The 18309-nt window shown below is 61.8% G+C and carries 19 protein-coding genes; 2 read left to right on the plus strand and 17 right to left on the minus strand.

Going from position 1 to position 18309, the window contains the following annotated elements; translation table 11 throughout:
- Positions 1-122: 122 nt before the first annotated feature.
- Positions 123-992 (minus strand): helix-turn-helix domain-containing protein, encoded by an 870-nt coding sequence (locus ACFDR6_RS32630; protein WP_375860846.1) that lies wholly within the window; start codon positions 990-992, stop codon positions 123-125.
- A 615-nt stretch (positions 993-1607) separates the two neighbouring features.
- Between ACFDR6_RS32630 and ACFDR6_RS32635 the strand changes: the two genes are divergently transcribed.
- Positions 1608-2705 carry a hypothetical protein gene (locus ACFDR6_RS32635; protein ID WP_375860847.1) on the plus strand — a complete coding sequence of 366 codons (1098 nt, stop codon included), beginning with the start codon at positions 1608-1610 and terminating at the stop codon, positions 2703-2705.
- A gap of 42 nt (positions 2706-2747) precedes the next feature.
- On the opposite strand, the gene ACFDR6_RS32640 is transcribed toward ACFDR6_RS32635, so the two are convergent.
- The 15 genes from ACFDR6_RS32640 to ACFDR6_RS32710 all read right to left on the minus strand — a co-directional run bounded on the left by ACFDR6_RS32640 (position 2748) and on the right by ACFDR6_RS32710 (position 15944).
- Positions 2748-3227, minus strand: a complete 480-nt coding sequence (locus tag ACFDR6_RS32640) for a hypothetical protein (protein ID WP_375860848.1) — start codon at positions 3225-3227, stop codon at positions 2748-2750.
- Positions 3228-3322: 95 nt separating this feature from the next.
- The gene (locus ACFDR6_RS32645; RefSeq protein WP_212091906.1) at positions 3323-3859 is read right to left on the minus strand and encodes a tetratricopeptide repeat protein; all 537 of its coding nucleotides are present in this window, start codon (positions 3857-3859) and stop codon (positions 3323-3325) included.
- A 106-nt stretch (positions 3860-3965) separates the two neighbouring features.
- Positions 3966-4364, minus strand: coding sequence for a hypothetical protein (locus ACFDR6_RS32650; protein WP_375860849.1), 399 nt, complete (start codon positions 4362-4364; stop codon positions 3966-3968).
- 12 nt (positions 4365-4376) lie between these two features.
- Positions 4377-5966 (minus strand): type II and III secretion system protein family protein, encoded by a 1590-nt coding sequence (locus tag ACFDR6_RS32655; RefSeq protein ID WP_375860850.1) that lies wholly within the window; start codon positions 5964-5966, stop codon positions 4377-4379.
- Positions 5967-6383: 417 nt separating this feature from the next.
- Positions 6384-6800, minus strand: a complete 417-nt coding sequence (locus ACFDR6_RS32660; RefSeq protein ID WP_375860851.1) for a TadE family protein — start codon at positions 6798-6800, stop codon at positions 6384-6386.
- The gene (locus tag ACFDR6_RS32665; protein ID WP_375860852.1) at positions 6800-8167 is read right to left on the minus strand and encodes a pilus assembly protein TadG-related protein; all 1368 of its coding nucleotides are present in this window, start codon (positions 8165-8167) and stop codon (positions 6800-6802) included. Before ACFDR6_RS32665 ends, ACFDR6_RS32660 begins: the two co-directional genes overlap by 1 nt.
- 9 nt (positions 8168-8176) lie before the next feature.
- The gene (locus ACFDR6_RS32670; RefSeq protein WP_375860853.1) at positions 8177-8602 is read right to left on the minus strand and encodes a hypothetical protein; all 426 of its coding nucleotides are present in this window, start codon (positions 8600-8602) and stop codon (positions 8177-8179) included.
- A 39-nt stretch (positions 8603-8641) separates the two neighbouring features.
- Complete coding sequence (locus ACFDR6_RS32675) at positions 8642-9529, minus strand: type II secretion system F family protein (protein ID WP_317242682.1); 888 nt, start codon at positions 9527-9529, stop codon at positions 8642-8644.
- Entirely contained in the window at positions 9526-10458 is a 933-nt protein-coding gene (locus ACFDR6_RS32680; protein WP_317242681.1) for a type II secretion system F family protein, read from the minus strand. Before ACFDR6_RS32680 ends, ACFDR6_RS32675 begins: the two co-directional genes overlap by 4 nt.
- Positions 10455-11888, minus strand: a complete 1434-nt coding sequence (locus ACFDR6_RS32685; protein ID WP_375860854.1) for a TadA family conjugal transfer-associated ATPase — start codon at positions 11886-11888, stop codon at positions 10455-10457. Before ACFDR6_RS32685 ends, ACFDR6_RS32680 begins: the two co-directional genes overlap by 4 nt.
- The gene (locus tag ACFDR6_RS32690) at positions 11885-13081 is read right to left on the minus strand and encodes a CpaE/TadZ family protein (RefSeq protein WP_375860855.1); all 1197 of its coding nucleotides are present in this window, start codon (positions 13079-13081) and stop codon (positions 11885-11887) included. The genes ACFDR6_RS32685 and ACFDR6_RS32690 overlap by 4 nt, the downstream gene beginning before the upstream one ends.
- Positions 13081-14037 carry a Flp pilus assembly protein CpaB gene (gene cpaB, locus ACFDR6_RS32695; protein ID WP_317242678.1) on the minus strand — a complete coding sequence of 319 codons (957 nt, stop codon included), beginning with the start codon at positions 14035-14037 and terminating at the stop codon, positions 13081-13083. Before cpaB ends, ACFDR6_RS32690 begins: the two co-directional genes overlap by 1 nt.
- 1 nt (position 14038) lies before the next feature.
- Positions 14039-14545, minus strand: a complete 507-nt coding sequence (locus tag ACFDR6_RS32700) for an A24 family peptidase (RefSeq protein ID WP_375860856.1) — start codon at positions 14543-14545, stop codon at positions 14039-14041.
- Positions 14546-14830: 285 nt separating this feature from the next.
- A complete protein-coding gene (locus ACFDR6_RS32705; RefSeq protein ID WP_317242676.1) occupies positions 14831-15040 on the minus strand; it encodes a Flp family type IVb pilin in 210 nt (69 codons plus the stop codon).
- Between the two features lie 406 nt (positions 15041-15446).
- Positions 15447-15944 (minus strand): pilus assembly protein N-terminal domain-containing protein, encoded by a 498-nt coding sequence (locus ACFDR6_RS32710; RefSeq protein ID WP_375860857.1) that lies wholly within the window; start codon positions 15942-15944, stop codon positions 15447-15449.
- Positions 15945-16111: 167 nt separating this feature from the next.
- Between ACFDR6_RS32710 and ACFDR6_RS32715 the strand changes: the two genes are divergently transcribed.
- Positions 16112-16399: a hypothetical protein gene (locus ACFDR6_RS32715; protein WP_375860858.1), complete on the plus strand. Its 288-nt coding sequence runs from the start codon at positions 16112-16114 to the stop codon at positions 16397-16399.
- Positions 16400-16871: 472 nt separating this feature from the next.
- Here the strand turns inward: ACFDR6_RS32715 and ACFDR6_RS32720 are convergent, their stop codons facing one another.
- On the minus strand, positions 16872-18098 hold the full coding sequence (locus tag ACFDR6_RS32720; RefSeq protein WP_375860859.1) for an aminotransferase class III-fold pyridoxal phosphate-dependent enzyme: 1227 nt from the start codon (positions 18096-18098) through the stop codon (positions 16872-16874).
- Positions 18099-18309 lie beyond the last annotated feature (211 nt).

Genomic DNA, 18309 nt, shown 5'->3' on the forward strand with positions numbered 1-18309 from the left:
CGGTCTGCGCCGATTTTATGGGAGAGTGTTAGATCGCGAGGCTGATCCTGACTTGCAGAATAGCGCCACGGCTTTCGTCAAAGCGCCATCTTGTCCCTGGCGCGCGCTCAGGCTGGCGTTGCCTATGACAGGCAACGCTGACGGAACCCCGAGGGAGTGATGCCGGTCGCCTTCTTGAAACTCGTCGAGAAATGCTGGGCGTCGTTGAAACCGGTCGCAAGGGCTACATCGACAATGTTGTCTTCCGTTGCCGAGAGCCGTCGCTTCGCCTCCTCGATCCGAAGCGAGAGCACGTAGTTGTACGGCGTCACGCCGACGCTTTCCTGAAATGCGCGCAGGAAGTGCCGCTTGCTCAGCCCGGCGATTTCGGAGAGTTCCGCGAGAGATATGGGCTGAGTAAGGTTCTCACGCACATACTCCTCAACACTCCGTAGGCTTCGGCCCGATAAACCGCCGCGCAGTTTGTTGGACGGCTGCTGACTTCGATCGCTGATGCGAGAAATATGAGCCAGCGCCTGGATCGACCACCCCTCCGCCATGAGGCTGAAAACATTGTCCGGCGAGGTAGCTTCGCGGCAAAGTTCGGCGAGGCCACGCGTCAGTCCATCGTGCTCAAAAGCGATCGTGCAGTTCGTGATCGCGTGCTGCAGGCGTTCGCCCACAAAGGATGGGTTTAAAAATACCACGGTGTAATCGAGGGTCGGTCCGACGTTCCACTCACCTTCGATCTCGATTGCGGCAGGAAAGATGGCCAGCTTCGACTTCCCGGAAAATCGCCGCTCAACCGGACGTCCGTCAATCGTCGCTCTTAGACGTTCGGCCCCCTTTCCGAACCAGAACAACGACAGCTCGGGCTGACGAAAATGCCAGTGCATGCGCCCGATCGTCTCCCTGCGAAGAATTTCGATCCGCATGCTCGGGGTATCGGTGATCACGGATGACACGAGATCGCCGCCAACCAACCGAACGTAGTTCTGACCGACGGTTCCCATTCCGCAAACCTCATTGAACGCGCGTTCCAATATAGAATGCACTCAAATTGGGGGAAGGGCGAGGCCCTTTCCTTGATGCGATGCAGCATAGTTCTTAATGGTTCAATTGCTGCACGGTCCCGGTAATTGTTGTTGCGACACTTCTGATCCAGAAGTTCGTTCTGCGCGACAAGGTCGGATCGGCCAAGACGATCTCGGTCTGATCAGCCTTCGGCGCAGCTTCAAGTTCGGTTGCTGGAGCGACCACCGGCCGGCCTGCCCCTGACCGGACCGTGTCGGCGCAGAGCGCGGGACGTGCTTCGGCTCGTTGTGCCCGAGGTAATTTCAACCATATTGGCGACCACGACAGGGCCGGGGTGTCCCCCTGCTTCCAATCTCGGCCGCGTCGTCATGGCAGGCGCCCTCGAAGAGCTTGTCTGCAGCGGATATCGAGGATGCCTGTTATATTCCGCCGGAATCGGTTGCCGACGGCACCCTGTTGGGTGAATTTCATCCGGCTGACACAATATGCAATTTTGCAAATCGCGCGTCCTTACGTTGCTTGCCATCAGGCCCGATGGGCGAGCAACCGTCGCGGAGCTCGAGCAGCACCTCCGGGACAATGCCGATACTCAAGTGCCAGAAGTCGTAGACAAGCTGCTTGACGACATCGATATGATCGAAACGGGCCTCGTCATATCCGACGGCAAAGAACTACAGATCACCGACGCCGGCCGTGAGGTCGCAAATGTAATTAGGCACTATCGCGATCAACTCCCCTTTACGGCCGGAACGCCGGGCGCCGAGGCTTTAGGGCTGATCGACCGTCTTATCGGCTCGGACGTGAGATCGCGGATTTTCGACCTTGAATTCCGGGGTGCAGACACAGACTCGGCCGAACGAGCCGGCGAAGAGGGCAAAGACCAGCAGCCGCCGCCTCCCATAGAGCCGCCGCTCACCGCAGCGCAACAGTCCTCGCCCATCGCAGCTCCAGATCCACAAGACCCGGCGAATTCCCCCATTCCCAAGCCTATCGAGCATTCGCCCTCAGTCAGACCTGATCCCCGACCGAGCGCTCGGCGCGCGTCGTCCAACGACACCGGCCACACAACCCCGCGAGCCCCCGCATCGCGAGTTCCTGTCGGCAAGAGCATAGGCGGCAAGCTTAGTCGCCTGGGCCTGATGTGGCGTAAGCACTTGGAGCCGGATCTGCCGAAAGAACGACCGACGAGTCGGAGCACGGGGCTCAACGGCGGACTCGTTGCGCTGGTCAGCTTGCTGGCCCTCATCATCTGCAGCGGAGCTGTCATCGCGCTGGCGCAGATCAGATCGTTGAAGACGGAAATTTCCTCGCTGCAGCGAGAGCTGTCACCTCTGAAGGAGCGGCTCGCTCGCATGGATCTGGCAGAGAAGGTCAGAGAGGCCAAGGATGCAAAGGCGCGAGAGGAAGCCGACCGACGGCCGGCGGCTGTTCCCCAGCAGGCGGCTCTCAGCCTCTCCCGCGAGGAGATTCAACTCATTCGCGAATACATCAAGCCGGCGCCTGCCAGCGGTCCTTCCACGGCATTGGCAAGCGTTGGAGATGCCGTCGCATGGCCGACGATTCCGTTTCCTTCGCCCGTGACGGAGAAGGTGCCCAAATTGCTCGGCGCGCGGTTCACGATTCGCAACGGCGCCATCCTCGTCGTGCGGCGCGACAGTCGCCAGGTCGACGCTGTGCTGGGTCCGAATTGATTTGAATCTCGCAATGCGCCGACGATCACGACGCAATCGGTTTCAAGCCGTGCGGGGCGCGCGCAGGTAGAGGAAATGGGAGATGAGGCACGACGTCAGGGTGGCGCCCAGGATCCCTGCCAGCAGGTAGAATCCTTCTCCTGACGGCACCGCGATCCAGCCCAATGACGCCTGCCTGGCCGCCTGTGCAGGGCTCTGCCACGACATCAGCAGGAAGCCGGCATATCCGGCGGCGAACTGCGTCGAAACGGCGAGCGGCAGCTTGGAGCGCATCATCAGGCCGAGACAGGCCAGCGCGAAGATCGGCAGCGCAATGCCAAACAGCTGGACGCCTGCGAGGTCGGTGTATTCGGCCAGCGCCTCGTGGCTGCGCTGAAACAGCCCGAACACCCTGAGGTTCAGGTACCAGAGCGTCGCGGAGGACGGGGTGCGTTCGAGCGCGAGGGCGGCCAGCTCGGCCGACAGCGTCGCCACGAACAGGGCCAGAGGTCCGAGAAACTGGAGTTTGAATAGCCGACTCATGGGACAAGACTAACGTTGCAAACGTTGATCCTGTCTTAAGAGTTCCCGAGCCCCGGCCGGAAAGCCGAACGCCGTCAATCGCCGGTTAAGCCCCTTCAGGGCTGGTTGTTCGGCGGGCGCTCGATGAAGCGGCGGCTGCCGTTGAGCAGCTCGAGATTGTTGGCGATGACGGGATTGCCGGGATCGAGCGCATAGGCCTTCTCGAACTTGCGGCGCGCCGCCGACAAATTGCCGCGCAGCATGTAGGAGTAGCCCTGATCGTTCAGGAGCTGGACGGTCTCGCCGCCGAGGCGGACTGCCTGCGCGTAGGCCTGGTCGGCGAGATCGAAGCGGCGCAGGCGGTCGTAGCTCGCCGCAAGACCCATCCAGGCGGTCAGATCCTTCGGCGACTTCTCGACGCCATCACGAAAATAACGATTGGCGATGCCGTAATTGCCGCGATTGAAGTGCTCCAGCCCCAGCCGCACCGGCTCGTCCGACGGATAATATTTGACGTCGGTGGGCTCCTGCACCGGATCCGGGCCGCCGGCGTCGACAGGCGCGACGATCGCGGCCTGCCGCACCGTGTAGTCGCACGCGGCAAGGCCAGTCGCGAGCCAGCAACAGGTCAGCATCAGGATCAGACGCCGCATCAGTCCTTGTCCCCCGCCAGCTTCGCCTCGCCTTAGCCAGCCCCCAACAAAATTCTGCAAAACAACCCCATGCACAGTAGCTATATAATTGAAATCACTCTTCTTTTTATTTCGCTCCCGCGCCACCAACCGGTACCGAGACACCAGCCGACGCGCCGGCCCCCAACCCTTCGATGTGGACGTTCTGTGTCGTGGGCGGCCGCTGGCCCATCATCCTGGTGGGCTCGCCGATATCCGGAAGCTGATCAGTCGGCTGTCTCAAGGTTCCATAGCGCGTGACGGCGGAGCCGGCGCGGCGCGCATCGGTGGCGATGCGGGTGTCGCCGACATAGCGCGGCCAGGGCGTGATGGTGTGGGTGGCGGCGTTGACCTGCTTGGCGTCGCCGGCGCTCATGGTGAGGGTGTCGGAGCGTTGGAAATAGCGGTCCATCTCGTCGTGCCCGGCGAGGCCGTAACACCCTCCGAGCAGGAAGGGCGCGCACAGAGCCAGATACCTGATGGTCATCTCTCGCGTCCTTCAGTTGAGGGTTTTCACGACGGTCTGGTCGGCGGGAGGCGGCAGAGGCGGCGTCCTGAGTTCGGGGGCGATGATGTGGCCATAGGGCCCCTTCACCTCGCCGCCGGAATTGACGTAATCGTTGTAGCGCTTGCGGACTTCCACCTGGCCGTTGAGGAAGAAGTCGACGTCGTTGGCCGGCAGCCGCGAATCCAGCGGCGAGGCCATTTGCTGGCCCGGCGCGGCCGGCGCAACCAGGCGCGGCGTTACGATGATGACGAGATCGGTTTCCTGCTGCTGGTAGGACTTGCTGCTGAACAGGGTGCCAATCACCGGCACCGAGCCGATCCAGGGCAGTTGCGAGACGTCCTGGCGGTTGCGGGTCTGCAGAAGGCCGGCGATGGCGAAGCTCTGGCCGTCGCGCAGCTCGACGGTCGTGCGCGCGTCGCGCCGCGACAGCGCAGGAATTGTCGTTCCCGCAATCGTCACCGCATTCTGGAAATCGAGTTCGCTGACGGATGGCTCGACGCGTAGATTAATCGCGCCGCGCGAGAGAACGGTGGGAACGAAGCCCAGTTCGACACCGAACTTTTTGAACTCGATCGTCACGGTCGGCAACGCGCCCGCAACCGGCGAAGAGGCCACAGGAACGGGAAATTCGCCGCCGGCAAGGAAACGCGCAGCGTCGCCCGACAATGCCATCAGATTTGGCTCGGCCAGCCGACGTAGCACACCCTTGGTTTCGAGCGCCGTCACGAGGCTATCGATGGACATACCGTTGTTGAGCCTGAGTACGCTGGTGAGCAGGCTACCATACGGCGTTGCACCGCTGACCAGCGTGCCAGCTGTGGCAAGCAGGGGAAGCGTGCTGGGTGGGGCACCATTGCCAATGGGAGTGCGCCCGGCGGCCGTGACGTCCCCCTTCCCCGTTTGGAGGATATTCGTACCATTGGCATTGGCAGCGTAGAGATTGACGCCGAGGTCACGGCCAGCGGTTCTGTTGACCTCGAGGAAGCGCACCTCCAGCATCACTTGCTGTGGCGCCACGACGCTCATGGCGTTGACGACGGTGCCGCCCTTGGCGACCGTACCGGTCGCAATCGCCATCGCGCGCTCGGCGGCGACGGCATCGGCGACCGTCCCACTCAGCACCACCTGCCCTTCGGACGAGGAGACGCGGATGCCCTGCGAGCCGGTGCTGGCGCGGATGTTCTGCTGCAGGCTGTTGGTATCGATGGAGACCTCGACGTCGAGGATGCCGATCTGCTTCATCGAGGAGTCGAGCAGGATGACGTTGGTGGTGCCGGTCTGCTTGCCCTGGATGTAGATCAGGTGATCGCTCAGCGACTTGACGTCGGCAATGTCGGACGAGCCCGCGACGATGGTCGCGAAGGCCTGGTCAACCCGGAAGGTCCTGGACTTGTTGACGATGACCTTGACGCGCTGGACGTCGTTCATCTCGCTGACGAAAACGCCCCCGCCGGATACTCGCCGGTCTGCCGCGCCGGCGCGATCCGCGGAGCCGACCAAAACAAGTCCGGCGCCCAGAGCCAAAACGCCCAGGGCGAAACGCCCAGCTCCGGCCCTCATGAAAACGCGACCGCCACCCATTTCAAAACCCCTTGCCGCATTCTGCGGCTGCCCCAACACTATATTCCCGGGCGCCTTAGCAACTCTCCTTCGCACGCAACGCCACAGAGCTTACAATTCGTTCCACTACAAACCGTTACCAATATTTCCCGGTCGGCGGAGGCTTCGGACGTCAACCCGTCCCGCCAAAGCGCCGGCCGCGCAATGCATCCGCCTGAGGATCATCATCAATCCCGGGATGAAATGGCAAGGCGAGACGTCTCTCGCAGTGCGGTAACGCCACAGAAAACTGTCAATTGTTGCCGCGCGGCACCACTTTTCCCGGCTTATCCGCGGCAGAGCGGGTATCTCTAGGCCCACAATCCACAGGTGCCATCGCACCAGCCCGCGACTGCCGATGAGCGTGCTCATGCAGCGTCGAGGCCGGGAAAACTCGGCTCATGGAGAGAACGGAACCTGGGTCGAGGCGCTCGGCGCGTTCAGGGACGATCCCCAAATCGGAACGAGCATTGCAAAATCCGGCTGAGACGCCGTGACCGTCAGCATTCCTCCTCCCGATGTTGTGGCGAGCGTCGGGCTTAGACCACCGGCATAGAGGAACGGGGCCGTATTCTGCTTCTCCGTGCTGGTCAGATAGTCACCCGTACAGCCCGAGGGTGAGTTGTTGCTGATGACAGCGGGCGTGTAGCACTGGATCATCATGGCACGGGCGCCGGCTCCCGCGAGATGCCGAAGCGACTGCATCGTGATCGCATAACGTCCGAAATCGACGATCGCGAACACCAGCATGAAGAACACCCCGGCGACCACGCAGAATTCGAAGGCAGCTACTCCGCGATTGTCGAGCTTCCTCATCACTTCACCAGAGCAACGACTTGGGTTTTGGCGATGGTGCCCGGCGCGCAGCCTGACGTGCTCATGTAGGCACTACCGCTCATGGTGAGAGTATTGGCAATCACTTCCGTACAGGCCGTATTTGTACTGGCCGTTGTTCCGTTCCACGTCACATCGACATTGGGGAAATAGAGCGCGCCGCCCAGAGCAACGTTACCACTGCCGTTGATGGTGACATTGTTGTTGCTCTTGGTCGGGGCCTGATCGTCGATCAAAACGCCATTCAGAAGAGAAGAGAAGGAGTTGACTGCAGGAGCGGAGAGACTGACCGTAGCGCCACTGATGGAAATGCTCGAGTCCCCCAGCAAAACGAGGGTTACGCCTGTTCCTGAACTCGTGCACGTGCAGTTGACGTATCCGCCGTTGATCTTAATCGCCGCCTTATAAAAGATATACGTGCCGGACGTTGCGCCTTCTGTGTCAAAAGTTACGTAGTCCCCTGTCGTCACGGTGAGGTCCTTGTATGCCCCCGTGCCCGAACTGTTCGGAGTGATCTTATAGCAATTCTTGACATCAGCAGGTAACCCAGGGGCGCACGTTATTTTCTGTAGTGGCGCCGTATTGCCGGTTCTGCTGTTGAACGATGCAGTATTCAATGGCGCAAGCGGATTCGTCGCGGGCAGCATGTTGTAATTGTAGGGCACCCCGGGATCGCAATTGCCCGAATTGGTGCAGCCATTGACCGCATTCACAGCCCAACCCGAACCGGAGAAAGTGGGAGTGCTCGCGTATTTGACGGTGTTGTTCGCCATCAACCCACAGCCATTTCCGGTGATGTTGACGCTGCCGCCCAATGTCAGTCCGATGCTATTGGGAGCCAGCCCCAGCGCACAAAGGTCCTTGGGATTTTGGATCTCCACAATCGCTTGAGCGCGGATGTTGGCGGTCGACAGGCCAAGCACACCGGCAAGGTATGTCGGCTGCTGCTGGGCCACAACGGCACGAACGAAATTGCCACTCCCCGAACTCGCCCACGCCCCCGCAGAATAGCTGCCTCGATCGACCTCAACCGTCCGCGTCGTACCTGCCGGAAGCGCACAGCCCGTAAACGACTCGCCGGTATTGCAGAACGAATTCTGTGCCGCGAACTGCTTGCCGCGGTAAACATAATCCTGCCCCGTATCGCAATTGGTGCTCGTGGAGATCGTGCAGGCAAGGGTCAAACCGCCGGAATACGCCGCCGCATCAGCGGCACTCTGAGCGTGTTGCTTGGTCACATGCCATGATCCAGCCTCGGCCCCGAGCGCCATGACTCCGACCAGCGGGACAAGCGCGATGACGTATGCAAAAGCAACGGAGCCACGATTACAGCGACGCAGGTTGCGCATAACGTTCTCCTACTGAAATCGTTCTGAATATTTGACCGTGCAGGTGCTGCACAACATCGAACTGAGCACCATCGGAGACAACGAGAAGCTTGTCGTGAAGGTGTAGTATTTGGGCAATGTTGCGCCCGAAGCGCACGGAGCGGGCGCGCCATCACAGTACACTTCCGCAGTGATGGAATAACCTCCGACAGTCGACGGCAGTGAGCTTTTCCAGTCGTTGACAGCGGATGAACTCGTGACGTCGCTCGGCGGCTTGTATTGGGTGAACTGACCCATATCACGCAAAGCCTGATGCGCGGAAAGGTACTTGAAGCCAGCGATCGCAACATCAGCCAGCGGAAACAAGATGGTTATCAGCATCAAAAGAAGGACAATGGGCAGCTCGAAAGAAACAGCCCCGCCTTGATCCTGGATAAACGAAATCTTGCGGCCCATGCCTACCTCGCCATGCAACTTCCTGCGCGCGCGCCGCGCCTACTTCAGCACACGGATCAGATTCAAGAGCGGCCCCCCGCCCAGGATGACGAACATGGCCGGCAGGAGAAACAACACCATCGGGATGGTCAGCTTGGCACCGAGCTTGTGAGCGCGTTCCTCAAGCTTGGTGATCCGCTCCCGCCGAAGATCCGTGGCGATGCTGCGCAAAACCTGACTCAATGGCGTACCGTATTGGAGGCTCTGGCTGATCATGGTGCCGAAGCGGCGAAGTCCATCCGATAGAAGCCCCATCTTCTCGAATGCATCGAAACGATTTGGCAGCAACCGGAGATCATCCAGAAGCCCGTAGAGGACGCGAGACATGGCCGGATTTGTCTCGCCCATTTCCGTGGCTACGCGCTGCAAAGCCCCCTCGAGCCCCATTCCGGCTTCGCTGCAGACGACCAAAAGATCTATCGCATCCGGCGTCCCCAGTCTGATTGCGGCATCGAAACGCCGCTTCAGCACAAACAAGATGAGCCGGGGTCCTACAATCCCGACTACCAGACCAACGAGCGTCAGGAGGAAAACATCCTTCTGCTCACTTCCCGAGAGCAGCGCACCAACAAAGATGACGACCGGCAAGAGGACCATGCTGACGATCTTGATGCCGAGCCAGATCGGCAGAGTCTTGTGATGGTTGAGACCCGTCGACTTCAACACGGCTCGCAGCTGATCCAGGTTCTCCTCAGCGTGGAAGCGCCGGTACCGCATGCCGATGGACGAGATCCAACCCGTCACGTCGTGCGACACCGTGGGAACGCCCCGTACGGCATTCGACACCCGAGTGTTCAATGCCCGCAGGTGCATTTCACGAATGATCAACAGGAGTGTTGCAGTCGCCGCCAAAATGGCAAGGGACACGAAACCGAGACCAGCGGTCATAGCGTCGTCTCCCTTCGGATCAACCATCGGATCACGAAGTGCCCGGTAACCACCGAGACGACCGCGTAAGCCAGCATGTTGTTGCCAATCGGGTCCTGGAAGAGCGGCTCGATCGATTGCGGATTAATCTTGTAAATAATTCCGCCGATGATGAGGGGCGCGAAGGTGAGCGCGCGCGACGAGAAGATCACTTCGCCGGCCAGCGCTTTTGCGCGAGCAGCAAGGGCAACACGCTGACTGATGGTTTCGCCCAAAGTCTGCAATGTCTCGGATAAACTGCCGCCAGACTTCAACTGAACCCCGAGGGTCACCGCGAAGATACCGTATTCCGTGACGCCCGTTCTTCGATAGACCGCTTCAACCGCTTCGTCTGGAGCTCTTCCCGTGCCCAGTTCGCTGCATACGATCGCGAACTGACCGGCGGTCGGCTCCGGCATATCGCGCGCGATGGTACGAAAGGCCTCCTGCACAGGCAGGCCGGAGCGGACCGTACTGGTTACGATCTGAATGGTGTCCGGCAGCTGTCGAAAGAGCCGGTCGGTGAACCGACGCCGCTGCCATCCAAAAAGACCGCGACTGACCACAACGGCAGCAATCGCGGCTGCGATCGACCCGTAAGAAATGGGATAATCAAAGAGGTCGACAACGTAGAATATCGCGGACGCGACGACAAATGCCGCAAGCAATACGTAAGCCGGATGCAATGAATAGCTCAATTCAGGCCTGTAATCGACCAAGAGGTAGATCAATCGAGAACGAGGCGCGGCCTCGGACCTGCGGATCGTCGGCAGGCTCTCCGTGGTCGTGGACTTGAGAACCGTCGTCAACTGACGGTCAAACCGCTTCTCGCGTGCGTCGAGCCACAAGGAGGCGACCGTGGCGCACAACAGGAGAACAAGAACGATGAGTATCGCGGATTGAGGGATCATATCTGCCCCATGGCCTCGGCCCAGGCGCGATCCAGCCCGAAATATACCAGGCGGCTCTTGAACTTCGGGATCGCATTGGTGCTCGTGTAGACGCCCGAAATCCGCCCGTGAACGTCCTCCTCCTTGTACTCGAAGGCCGCGATGTCGTTGGTGGTGATCACCTCGCCTTCCAGGCCGACCACCTCGCTGACCTGGATGATGCGGCGCTGCCCGTCGCGCATGCGCTCGACCTGCACGATGAGATCCAATGCCGCGACGATCTGGGCCCGGATCGCGCGCGAGGGCAAATTGACCTGCCCCATCTGCACCATGTTCTCGACACGGGTCAGGGCGTCGCGGGTGCTGTTGGCGTGCACGGTGGAGATCGAGCCGTCATGGCCGGTGTTCATGGCCTGGAGCATGTCGAAGGCCTCGGCGCCGCGCACCTCGCCGACCACGATCCTGTCGGGACGCATGCGCAGGGCATTCCAGAGGAGATCGCGCTGCGTCACTTGCCCGGTGCCTTCGAGGCTGGGCGGCCGGGTCTCCAGGCTGATCACATGCGGTTGCTGGAGCTGCAATTCCGCCGCGTCCTCGATCGTGACGACGCGCTCGCGCGGATCGATGAACTGGCTCATGGCGTTGAGCAGCGTGGTCTTGCCGGAGCCGGTGCCGCCGGAGACCAGCACGTTGAGCCGGGACCTGCCGGCAATCTCCAGCAGCTTCGCGATGGCCGGGGTCATCGAGCCGTTCTGGACCATGCCGGCCATGTCGAGCCGGCGGCTTGGAAACTTGCGGATCGAGATGCAGGGGCTGTGGATCGCGAGCGGCGGCAGGATGATGTTGACGCGGCTGCCGTCCGGTAGGCGGCAGTCCACCATCGGGCTGGATTCGTCGACGCGGCGCCCGACCTGCGCTGCGATCTTCTGCGCCACCGAGGCGATGTGGTCATTGTCTCGAAACCGCACCGCGAGCCGCTCCAGCTTGCCGCTGCGTTCGACATAGACGTTGCTGGGCCCGTTGATCATGATGTCGCTGATCGACTGATCCATCAGGAGCGGACGCAGCGGGCCGTAGCCGGTCATGTCGTCCGCGATCTCGTCCGCGAGCAGCATCTGCTCGCGGCCCGACAGTTCGAGCCGGTCCTGGTTGGCAATGGCGTGGATGATTTCTTCGACCTGCCGCCGCAGGATATCGCGGGAAACCGTCGCCGCGACCGCGGGATCGATCTGCTCGATGACGCGTTCGCGCAACGACGCCGACATGACGGGGTGATGAATCGCGCTTTCCTCGCGCCTTGCCGTCACGACGGGTGTCGCGGCAGGCGCACCTGGTGGCGGCGACTGATTCAGGATCGGCGGCGGTGCAGCGGGCATCGCCAGAGGCAAGCCTGCCGGCAATGAAGGCAGACTATCCGGCATCTCGTCAGGGCGGCGGCCAAATTTCTTCATAGCCCGAGCAGCCTCCGCAGCCGGCCCTTACGCTGGGCGCCGATGCCGGTGATCTCCCGGACGATGGGGGCCAGATGGCGCCGCAATTTCCTGACGTGCTTCAGCGCGGGGATGCCGAGATTGACCGCCTGGGTCATGCCCTTGCCGAGATCCGGAATCACCATGTCCGGCTCGGCGCCGAGCGCCTTGACCATGGTGGCCCGGGGCAGCCCGCCCGCGCGATCGGCCCGGTTGAGCAGCGTGAACACCCGGTCCTTGCCGGCGATGTTGGTGACGGCGGTACGCAGCGCATGAGCATTGCGCAGTCCTGTGACCTCGGCTTCCAGCAGCACCACCACGTGACGCGAGAGTTCGATCACCGAGTGCATGGACGGCGGGAACGGCACGGGCACGTCGACGATGACGTAGTTGAAGCGTTGGCGGAGCAGGCCCAGCACGTGGCGCACCCCCGCCTCGGTGATGTCGAGCTGCGCGTCGAGCTCCTCGTCGGCGGAGATCAGGGACACCCGTTCGTTGATCTCGATGGCCGCCCGCTCGAGAAACAGCGTGTCGGCGCGCATCGGGTTTTCCAGCGCGATCCGCAGGCCCGGCCCCGGCCGGACGCCCAGCATCACGGCGGTCTCGCCGCCCTGCAGATGCAGATCGAGCAGCGCGACCTTGGCCTTGGTGGTCTCGGCGATCTGCAGCGCGAGGTTGATCGCGATGCTGGTGGCGCCGGCGCCGCCCTGCGCGCCGCAGATCGAGACCACATGCCCGCCGCGATCGGCCGGCACGTGCGAGACGGCGCCCAGCAGCTTCGGGCGCAACTGATCCAGCACGATGTCCCGCGTCAGCGGCTTGGGAAGATATTCGGTGAGGCCGAGATCCATCAGTTGACGGAAGAACGTGATCTCCCTGTTGTCGCCGACCAGCGCCACGCGGACATCGGGCGGGCAGACGCCGGCGAGGCGCTCCAGCTCCGGAAAGGGGTCATCGATGCCGCTAATATCGGTGACCAGGGCGAACAGATCGGTGTCCGTCTCCAGCATCTTGATGGCATTGCGGATGTTGCCATGCTTGATCGTGAGATTGCTGCCTTCGAGGCCCTTGCCGAGCGCGCCGGCGCTGATGTCGTCATTGACGAAACAGACGATCCGATTGCGCGCCACGACGGACGTCGTTTCCTGGGGCGGAGTGACCACGGCCATGTTCATCAACGTTTCTCCGGCAGCCTGGCGGCAAAGCCAATTGCGCTTGCGGTGCGGGCGGCAGCTTCCGATCCGTCGCAGCTCACGGCGACGTCGCTGCCTTCGGAGTCCTGCTTCCGGACCGTGTACTGCTTGACCTCGCCCCCGGAATGAACGACCACCGCCGTCCTCTGCCCCGCCATGGCATTCTGGCGCGCAAGCTCCGGCGAGACGTCGCAGCTCGAGATCGAACCGCTATCGCCCTTGTCCCACTGGTCGATGGCAGCCCGGACCGCGAGAGACAGCGTACCGAGCTGCTTGGCGACCGTGACCTTCTTGACCTGCTCCTGCGTCAGCTCCAGCGACACCGTCTGCGGCAGCTTCCCTGTCACAGAGGCAACGCTGCGCCCGCCCTGCACGATCTCCTGATCGATCGCGATGACACGGACATTGCGCAAGACGGTCTCGCTCATCGCGCGACGGGCGGGATCCGCCTTCTCGAACACCTGGGTCAGCACGACGTCGACATGATCGCCCGGCCTGACCAGGCCCGAGACGCCTGACTCCTCGTCCACCTTGATGCTGATGGCGCGACTATCCGGCGCCAGCACGCTGGCGAGGAAGCCGCGATCCCGCGGACGCAGGATGTCCTGCAATGTGACGGGGCTGCCGGCCTCGACGAACTTGCGCACCAGAGAGCCGGGCAGCCCGGCCGCCGATTCCGGCGTTTCAAGGATCGCGCCCGTCGGGACGCGATCCGGCGCCACCTGGCGAAGCGTGAAATCTTCCTGGCGGGCCAAAGTCCCCTTCGGCAGCGGTCGTGCCGCGACGTAGTAGCCGACCGTCGCAGGCGCCACCGGCCCCTTTTCCGCAATTTGCACGGGGGCCTGCTTCGGCAGGTTCATGTTGTAGGCGATGAGCCCGAGGGCCGTGGTCGCGAGCAAAAGGACCATAATGATCGAGATGCGCAAGGCGGATGACATGTCAAAATCCTCGACTGAAAATGGCCCAGATGCCGCCGCAGGCGATGGCAACTCCGTAAGGCAATGGAGCATGGCGCAAATGGCGCCAACGCTCGACCGCGTAGACGCGGCGTGCGAAAGACGATCCGGCGGGAGCGAGCTTCGGATACGGCAGGTTACGCATGGTCACATGCAGCACGGCGAGAACGCCGCCAGCCCACGCAGTGACCACCAGCATCTGAATGATGCCGTTCACGGGAAGGCCGACCGCCAGAGCAGCCAGCAGCTTGACATCGCCGCCGCCCATCCAGCCGCGCATGTAGATGACCAGCAACACCAGAAAGAGGATGGCAGCCGCGATCAGCGACTCCAGGAGCTGCATCGGGCTCGCCAATTGAGCGACGATTCCAAGCAGCGCCAGCGCCAGGCAAATTTCATTACGGATTGTTCGTGTTGCGATATCGAGCGTCGCAACATGGAGCAACAACAGGACTTCCAAAATGGAAACTATGTAAATGAACCAACTCATGGAACTCGTGCCTCAGGGCACCTCAGGGGGAAGCTGGCAATAGTATCAATGTCCGCCGTCTTGGACTCGCGAGTTGACCTCTGAAGTCCTGGAGACGCTGACCGATCATGCGCATCGCATGGATCGGCCCGTTTGGCCCGACCAGCACGGAATGAAAGCAGCGACAACCGCTGCGCAGAAAAATTTCAAACGAGGTCGTGCAGCCGACCCAACTTAAGTACAGGCTCGCGAATAATAAGCAGTGGGAGGAGGATGACGGCTTGTCTGCCCCCTCCCATCTGAAGTTTAGAGAGGAAGAGCGATAGCGGTCGTGATCTTGGCGACCGCAGCGGTCAACGCGGTATTGAGGCTGGTGCTGCCGGTGCCGGCGAAGAAGGTGATCACGACGGTGATCACAGCCGCGGCGACGATGATGTACTCGAACGACACGACGCCGTCCTGGTCCTTGCGCAGCTGCTTCAGGGCTTCGGTGGTCTTGATGTAATATTTCAACATAGGAGAAAATCCCTCTTACTAAAGATGAACTGACCGTTACCGTTGGCAGGCAAAATTGAGCCAACTGAGAAATTGCTACTATTTCCCGGCAAAGTTGTCACCTGGTAATCCTTTCTTAACCTTACTCGGGGCGCCCGGGCGACTACGGTGAGGAACTTTTTCCCGGGCGACGAGGCGATCGATGCCCATTCGGAAGCACCGAACTGCATCATCGACGGGCAATCACCCGCGGATTTGACGAAATGAGTGGCAGAGCACGGCGCGCCGTCGCCGTCACCAACCGCGACAAATGACCGCCGACGGCTGGTTGAGGACGACCAGGCCCGATCCGAATTTCCGAAGGCAGTGGCCGCAGGCGCCAACCCGCTAGGCGTGAGGCGCCATGGCCGACCTCACCCCCTCTTGCTCAGCGAGATTCCCGCGGCAGCCCGGCGCTGGGGCCGGAGGGCTCGCCGCGCTGCTGGTTCTCCGCTGTTGCACCGTAAGGCAGCGGCTTGGCATCGGGGTCAGCGCGGCCGCAGGAGCGGCTGGTGCAGAAATAGCCCACATAGTCCTTGGCGTCGGCCCGGTAGATCTTCACCAGCCCCTGGGTCTGGTCCACGATGATGTTGGAGCGGTGGACGACCTGACCATCGGCGGCATAGGCCGACATCAACACGCGCCCGGCCTTCAGGCCGCGGATCGTGAAGACGCGATCGGTTTCGGGAATGACCTGCGCGATGTCCTCGACGGAGAGCGAGAACCTGGTCACGGGCTGATCCAGGGTGAAGGTGCGGGCCTGCTCGGCGCGAAGCTCGATCGTCTCGGTGGCGACGATCTCCTGCATGCGCTGGGCAGTTGCCGGGACGGTGACGCAGACCGTGATGAAGGCCAGCAATGCCGCCGGTAAAATCAATCGTTTCATGAAAAACCTCCCGAGAGACAGAAAAGCTGGTGAGTGCAAATGACACGCGGGCAGCGAACCCTAGCACGGTCCGCAGCCGCCGTCTCTTTCGTGTTGATGCGATGCGCCCCGCGCTTGCGTTCGAGCGAGGCTTGGGAGAAGCTGAACGCGGGCCGCCGGGGACAGCCATGCGCATCTATTTCTGTTTATCCGCACTTCTGGTTTGCTGCTGGATGTCGGCCGGCGGCGCGCACGGACAGGCCGCGTACCTGGTCGACGAGCGTCCCTGCCCGGACCAGGACCCCCGCCTGCGGCAGCCGCGCGCCAACGAATGGTGCGACTACGTCACCAAGATCAAGCGCTGCGACGGCGATCTGGCCGAGCGTCTGGTTCAGCAGAGCCGGGCGCCTGCCTACCTGGCGTCCGAGCTCGGTACCGAGCATCCGCGCCGACTGATCTGTCATCCCGGCGAATAGCATCGCCGGCGGCAAGCCGGCGTCACGCCTCGCATCAGGACAGCATTAGGTACAGTATTTTCCCGGAATCGCCTCCCTCCTTCCGTACCTCTAACGTAGGCGTCGCCGGGGCTGGCATTTCATCCCGAACGCGATTTCAACCGGCAAGGGGTCACCGAAAGGTGGCCCCTTTCAGTTTGGTTCAGTTTGGCGGGAAAGGAAGCCCGCCCCCGGCAATATAGCGATCGGAGGCGGGCCAAGGTCTTTTCGCGGCGCCTGAACTTCCCGGGGCTGGCTTGGGAAGCGTCGCTTCGCAATGGAACCCTAGCACTCGGAAATCCGGCCCGGCACCCGTAACAATACCGGTCGTAAGGTTTTGACCAGAAGGCGCCGATACTGATCCAGATCGCGAAGACCGCGACAAACATCGGTAACGAGGCAAAGAACCAGACCCAACGCGCTCACGGTTGCGGCTTCGGAAAGCCACGTGACATCAAAGTGCCGCCACGCTTGCGAAGCCGTGCTCCGCAGCCTCGAGTGCCACGGCGATGTCGGCCTCGGTATGGGCGGCGCAAAGGAACATGTTGTGCTTGGGATGGAAGTAGACACCCCTTGCAAGCATCGCGCTGCAAAAGGCCGAACCTTTCCGATAGTCCGGGTCCCCTTCAAACAATAGGGTCGGCATTTGCACAGGCCCCGACTGACGGATTGAAAGACCGAACTGGCGGGAACGCGTCTCGAGACCATCACGCAGCGTTTGCCCGAGCTGCGCAAGGCGGCCCGGGACATCGTCCCTGCGCACGATCTTCAACGTCGCGACGGCAGCAGCCATGGCGACGGCGCCGGCCCAGAATGACCCCGTGACAAAGACCTGACTCGCGGCGCGGCGCAGCCAATCGGCTCCGGTGACGGCCGCCAGGGCATGACCATTGGCGATCGCCTTGCTCCAGGCGGACAAATCGGGCCGAACACCAAGGCCTTCCCAGCTACCCGCGGCATTCAGGCGGAAGCCGGCGCGAACTTCGTCGATGAGCAGCGCGGCCCCCTTGCTGTCACAGATGCGACGCGCCGCGCGCGCGAACTCTACGGTTGGAAGTTCCTGGTCGAACCCGAGATCGTGGCGGAACGCCGAAACCAGAATTCCGGCAAGATCATCACCCGCCGCCTTGGCCGCCGCCTCGAGGCTCTCGACGTCGTTGAACGTGAAATATGCGAGATGGGCGCGATCCTCCGCGGTCACACCGAGCAGGGACGGTGAGCACCACGGCACGGCACCATGATAGGCGCCCTTGGCGACGAGGATCTTTCGTCGACCTGTTGCAGCCCTCGCGATCGTGACGCACGTCGTCGTCGCATCGGTGCCGTTCTTCTGAAACTGCGTCCAATCGGCATGTCCCACCATATCGACGACAAGCTCGGCCAACTCGACCATGACTTCGGCCGGACCATTGAGGCAGTCGCCGTCGCGCCGCTGACGCTCGGCGGCTTCCTCCACCTCGGGATGGTGGTGGCCGAGCAGGTTGGGACCCCAGCTGCACATGAAGTCCACGTAGCGGTGACCGTCGACATCCCAGAGCACGCCGCCTTCGCCACGGCTGAAGAACTGCGGATACGCCTCCGGCAACTTGGCCGCGTGGAGATGTCCCCACATCCCGCCTGGCACGACCTTCTCGGCCCGCGCCCGCAGGGCGGCATCCCTTGTCCTGATCAATTCCGGCATGCCTTCTCCTCTCCTCCAGTTTTGATATATCATATATTATTATCTCAGCTACAAGGGAATTGTTGCTACCCAGGCCCGTAGACCTCGTGGGCGGCAGCCGATCCCGGAGCTGACGAATTTGGATTTCAGGGAGGCGGCGAGCTTGAGGGCTCTGTCGCAGAAGAAGCGCAGACGGTCAGTGCGCGACAACGACATCCTATATTATATACGA

Source organism: Bradyrhizobium tunisiense, from assembly GCF_042263385.1.
GTDB classification, from domain to species: Bacteria; Pseudomonadota; Alphaproteobacteria; order Rhizobiales; family Xanthobacteraceae; genus Bradyrhizobium; species Bradyrhizobium tunisiense.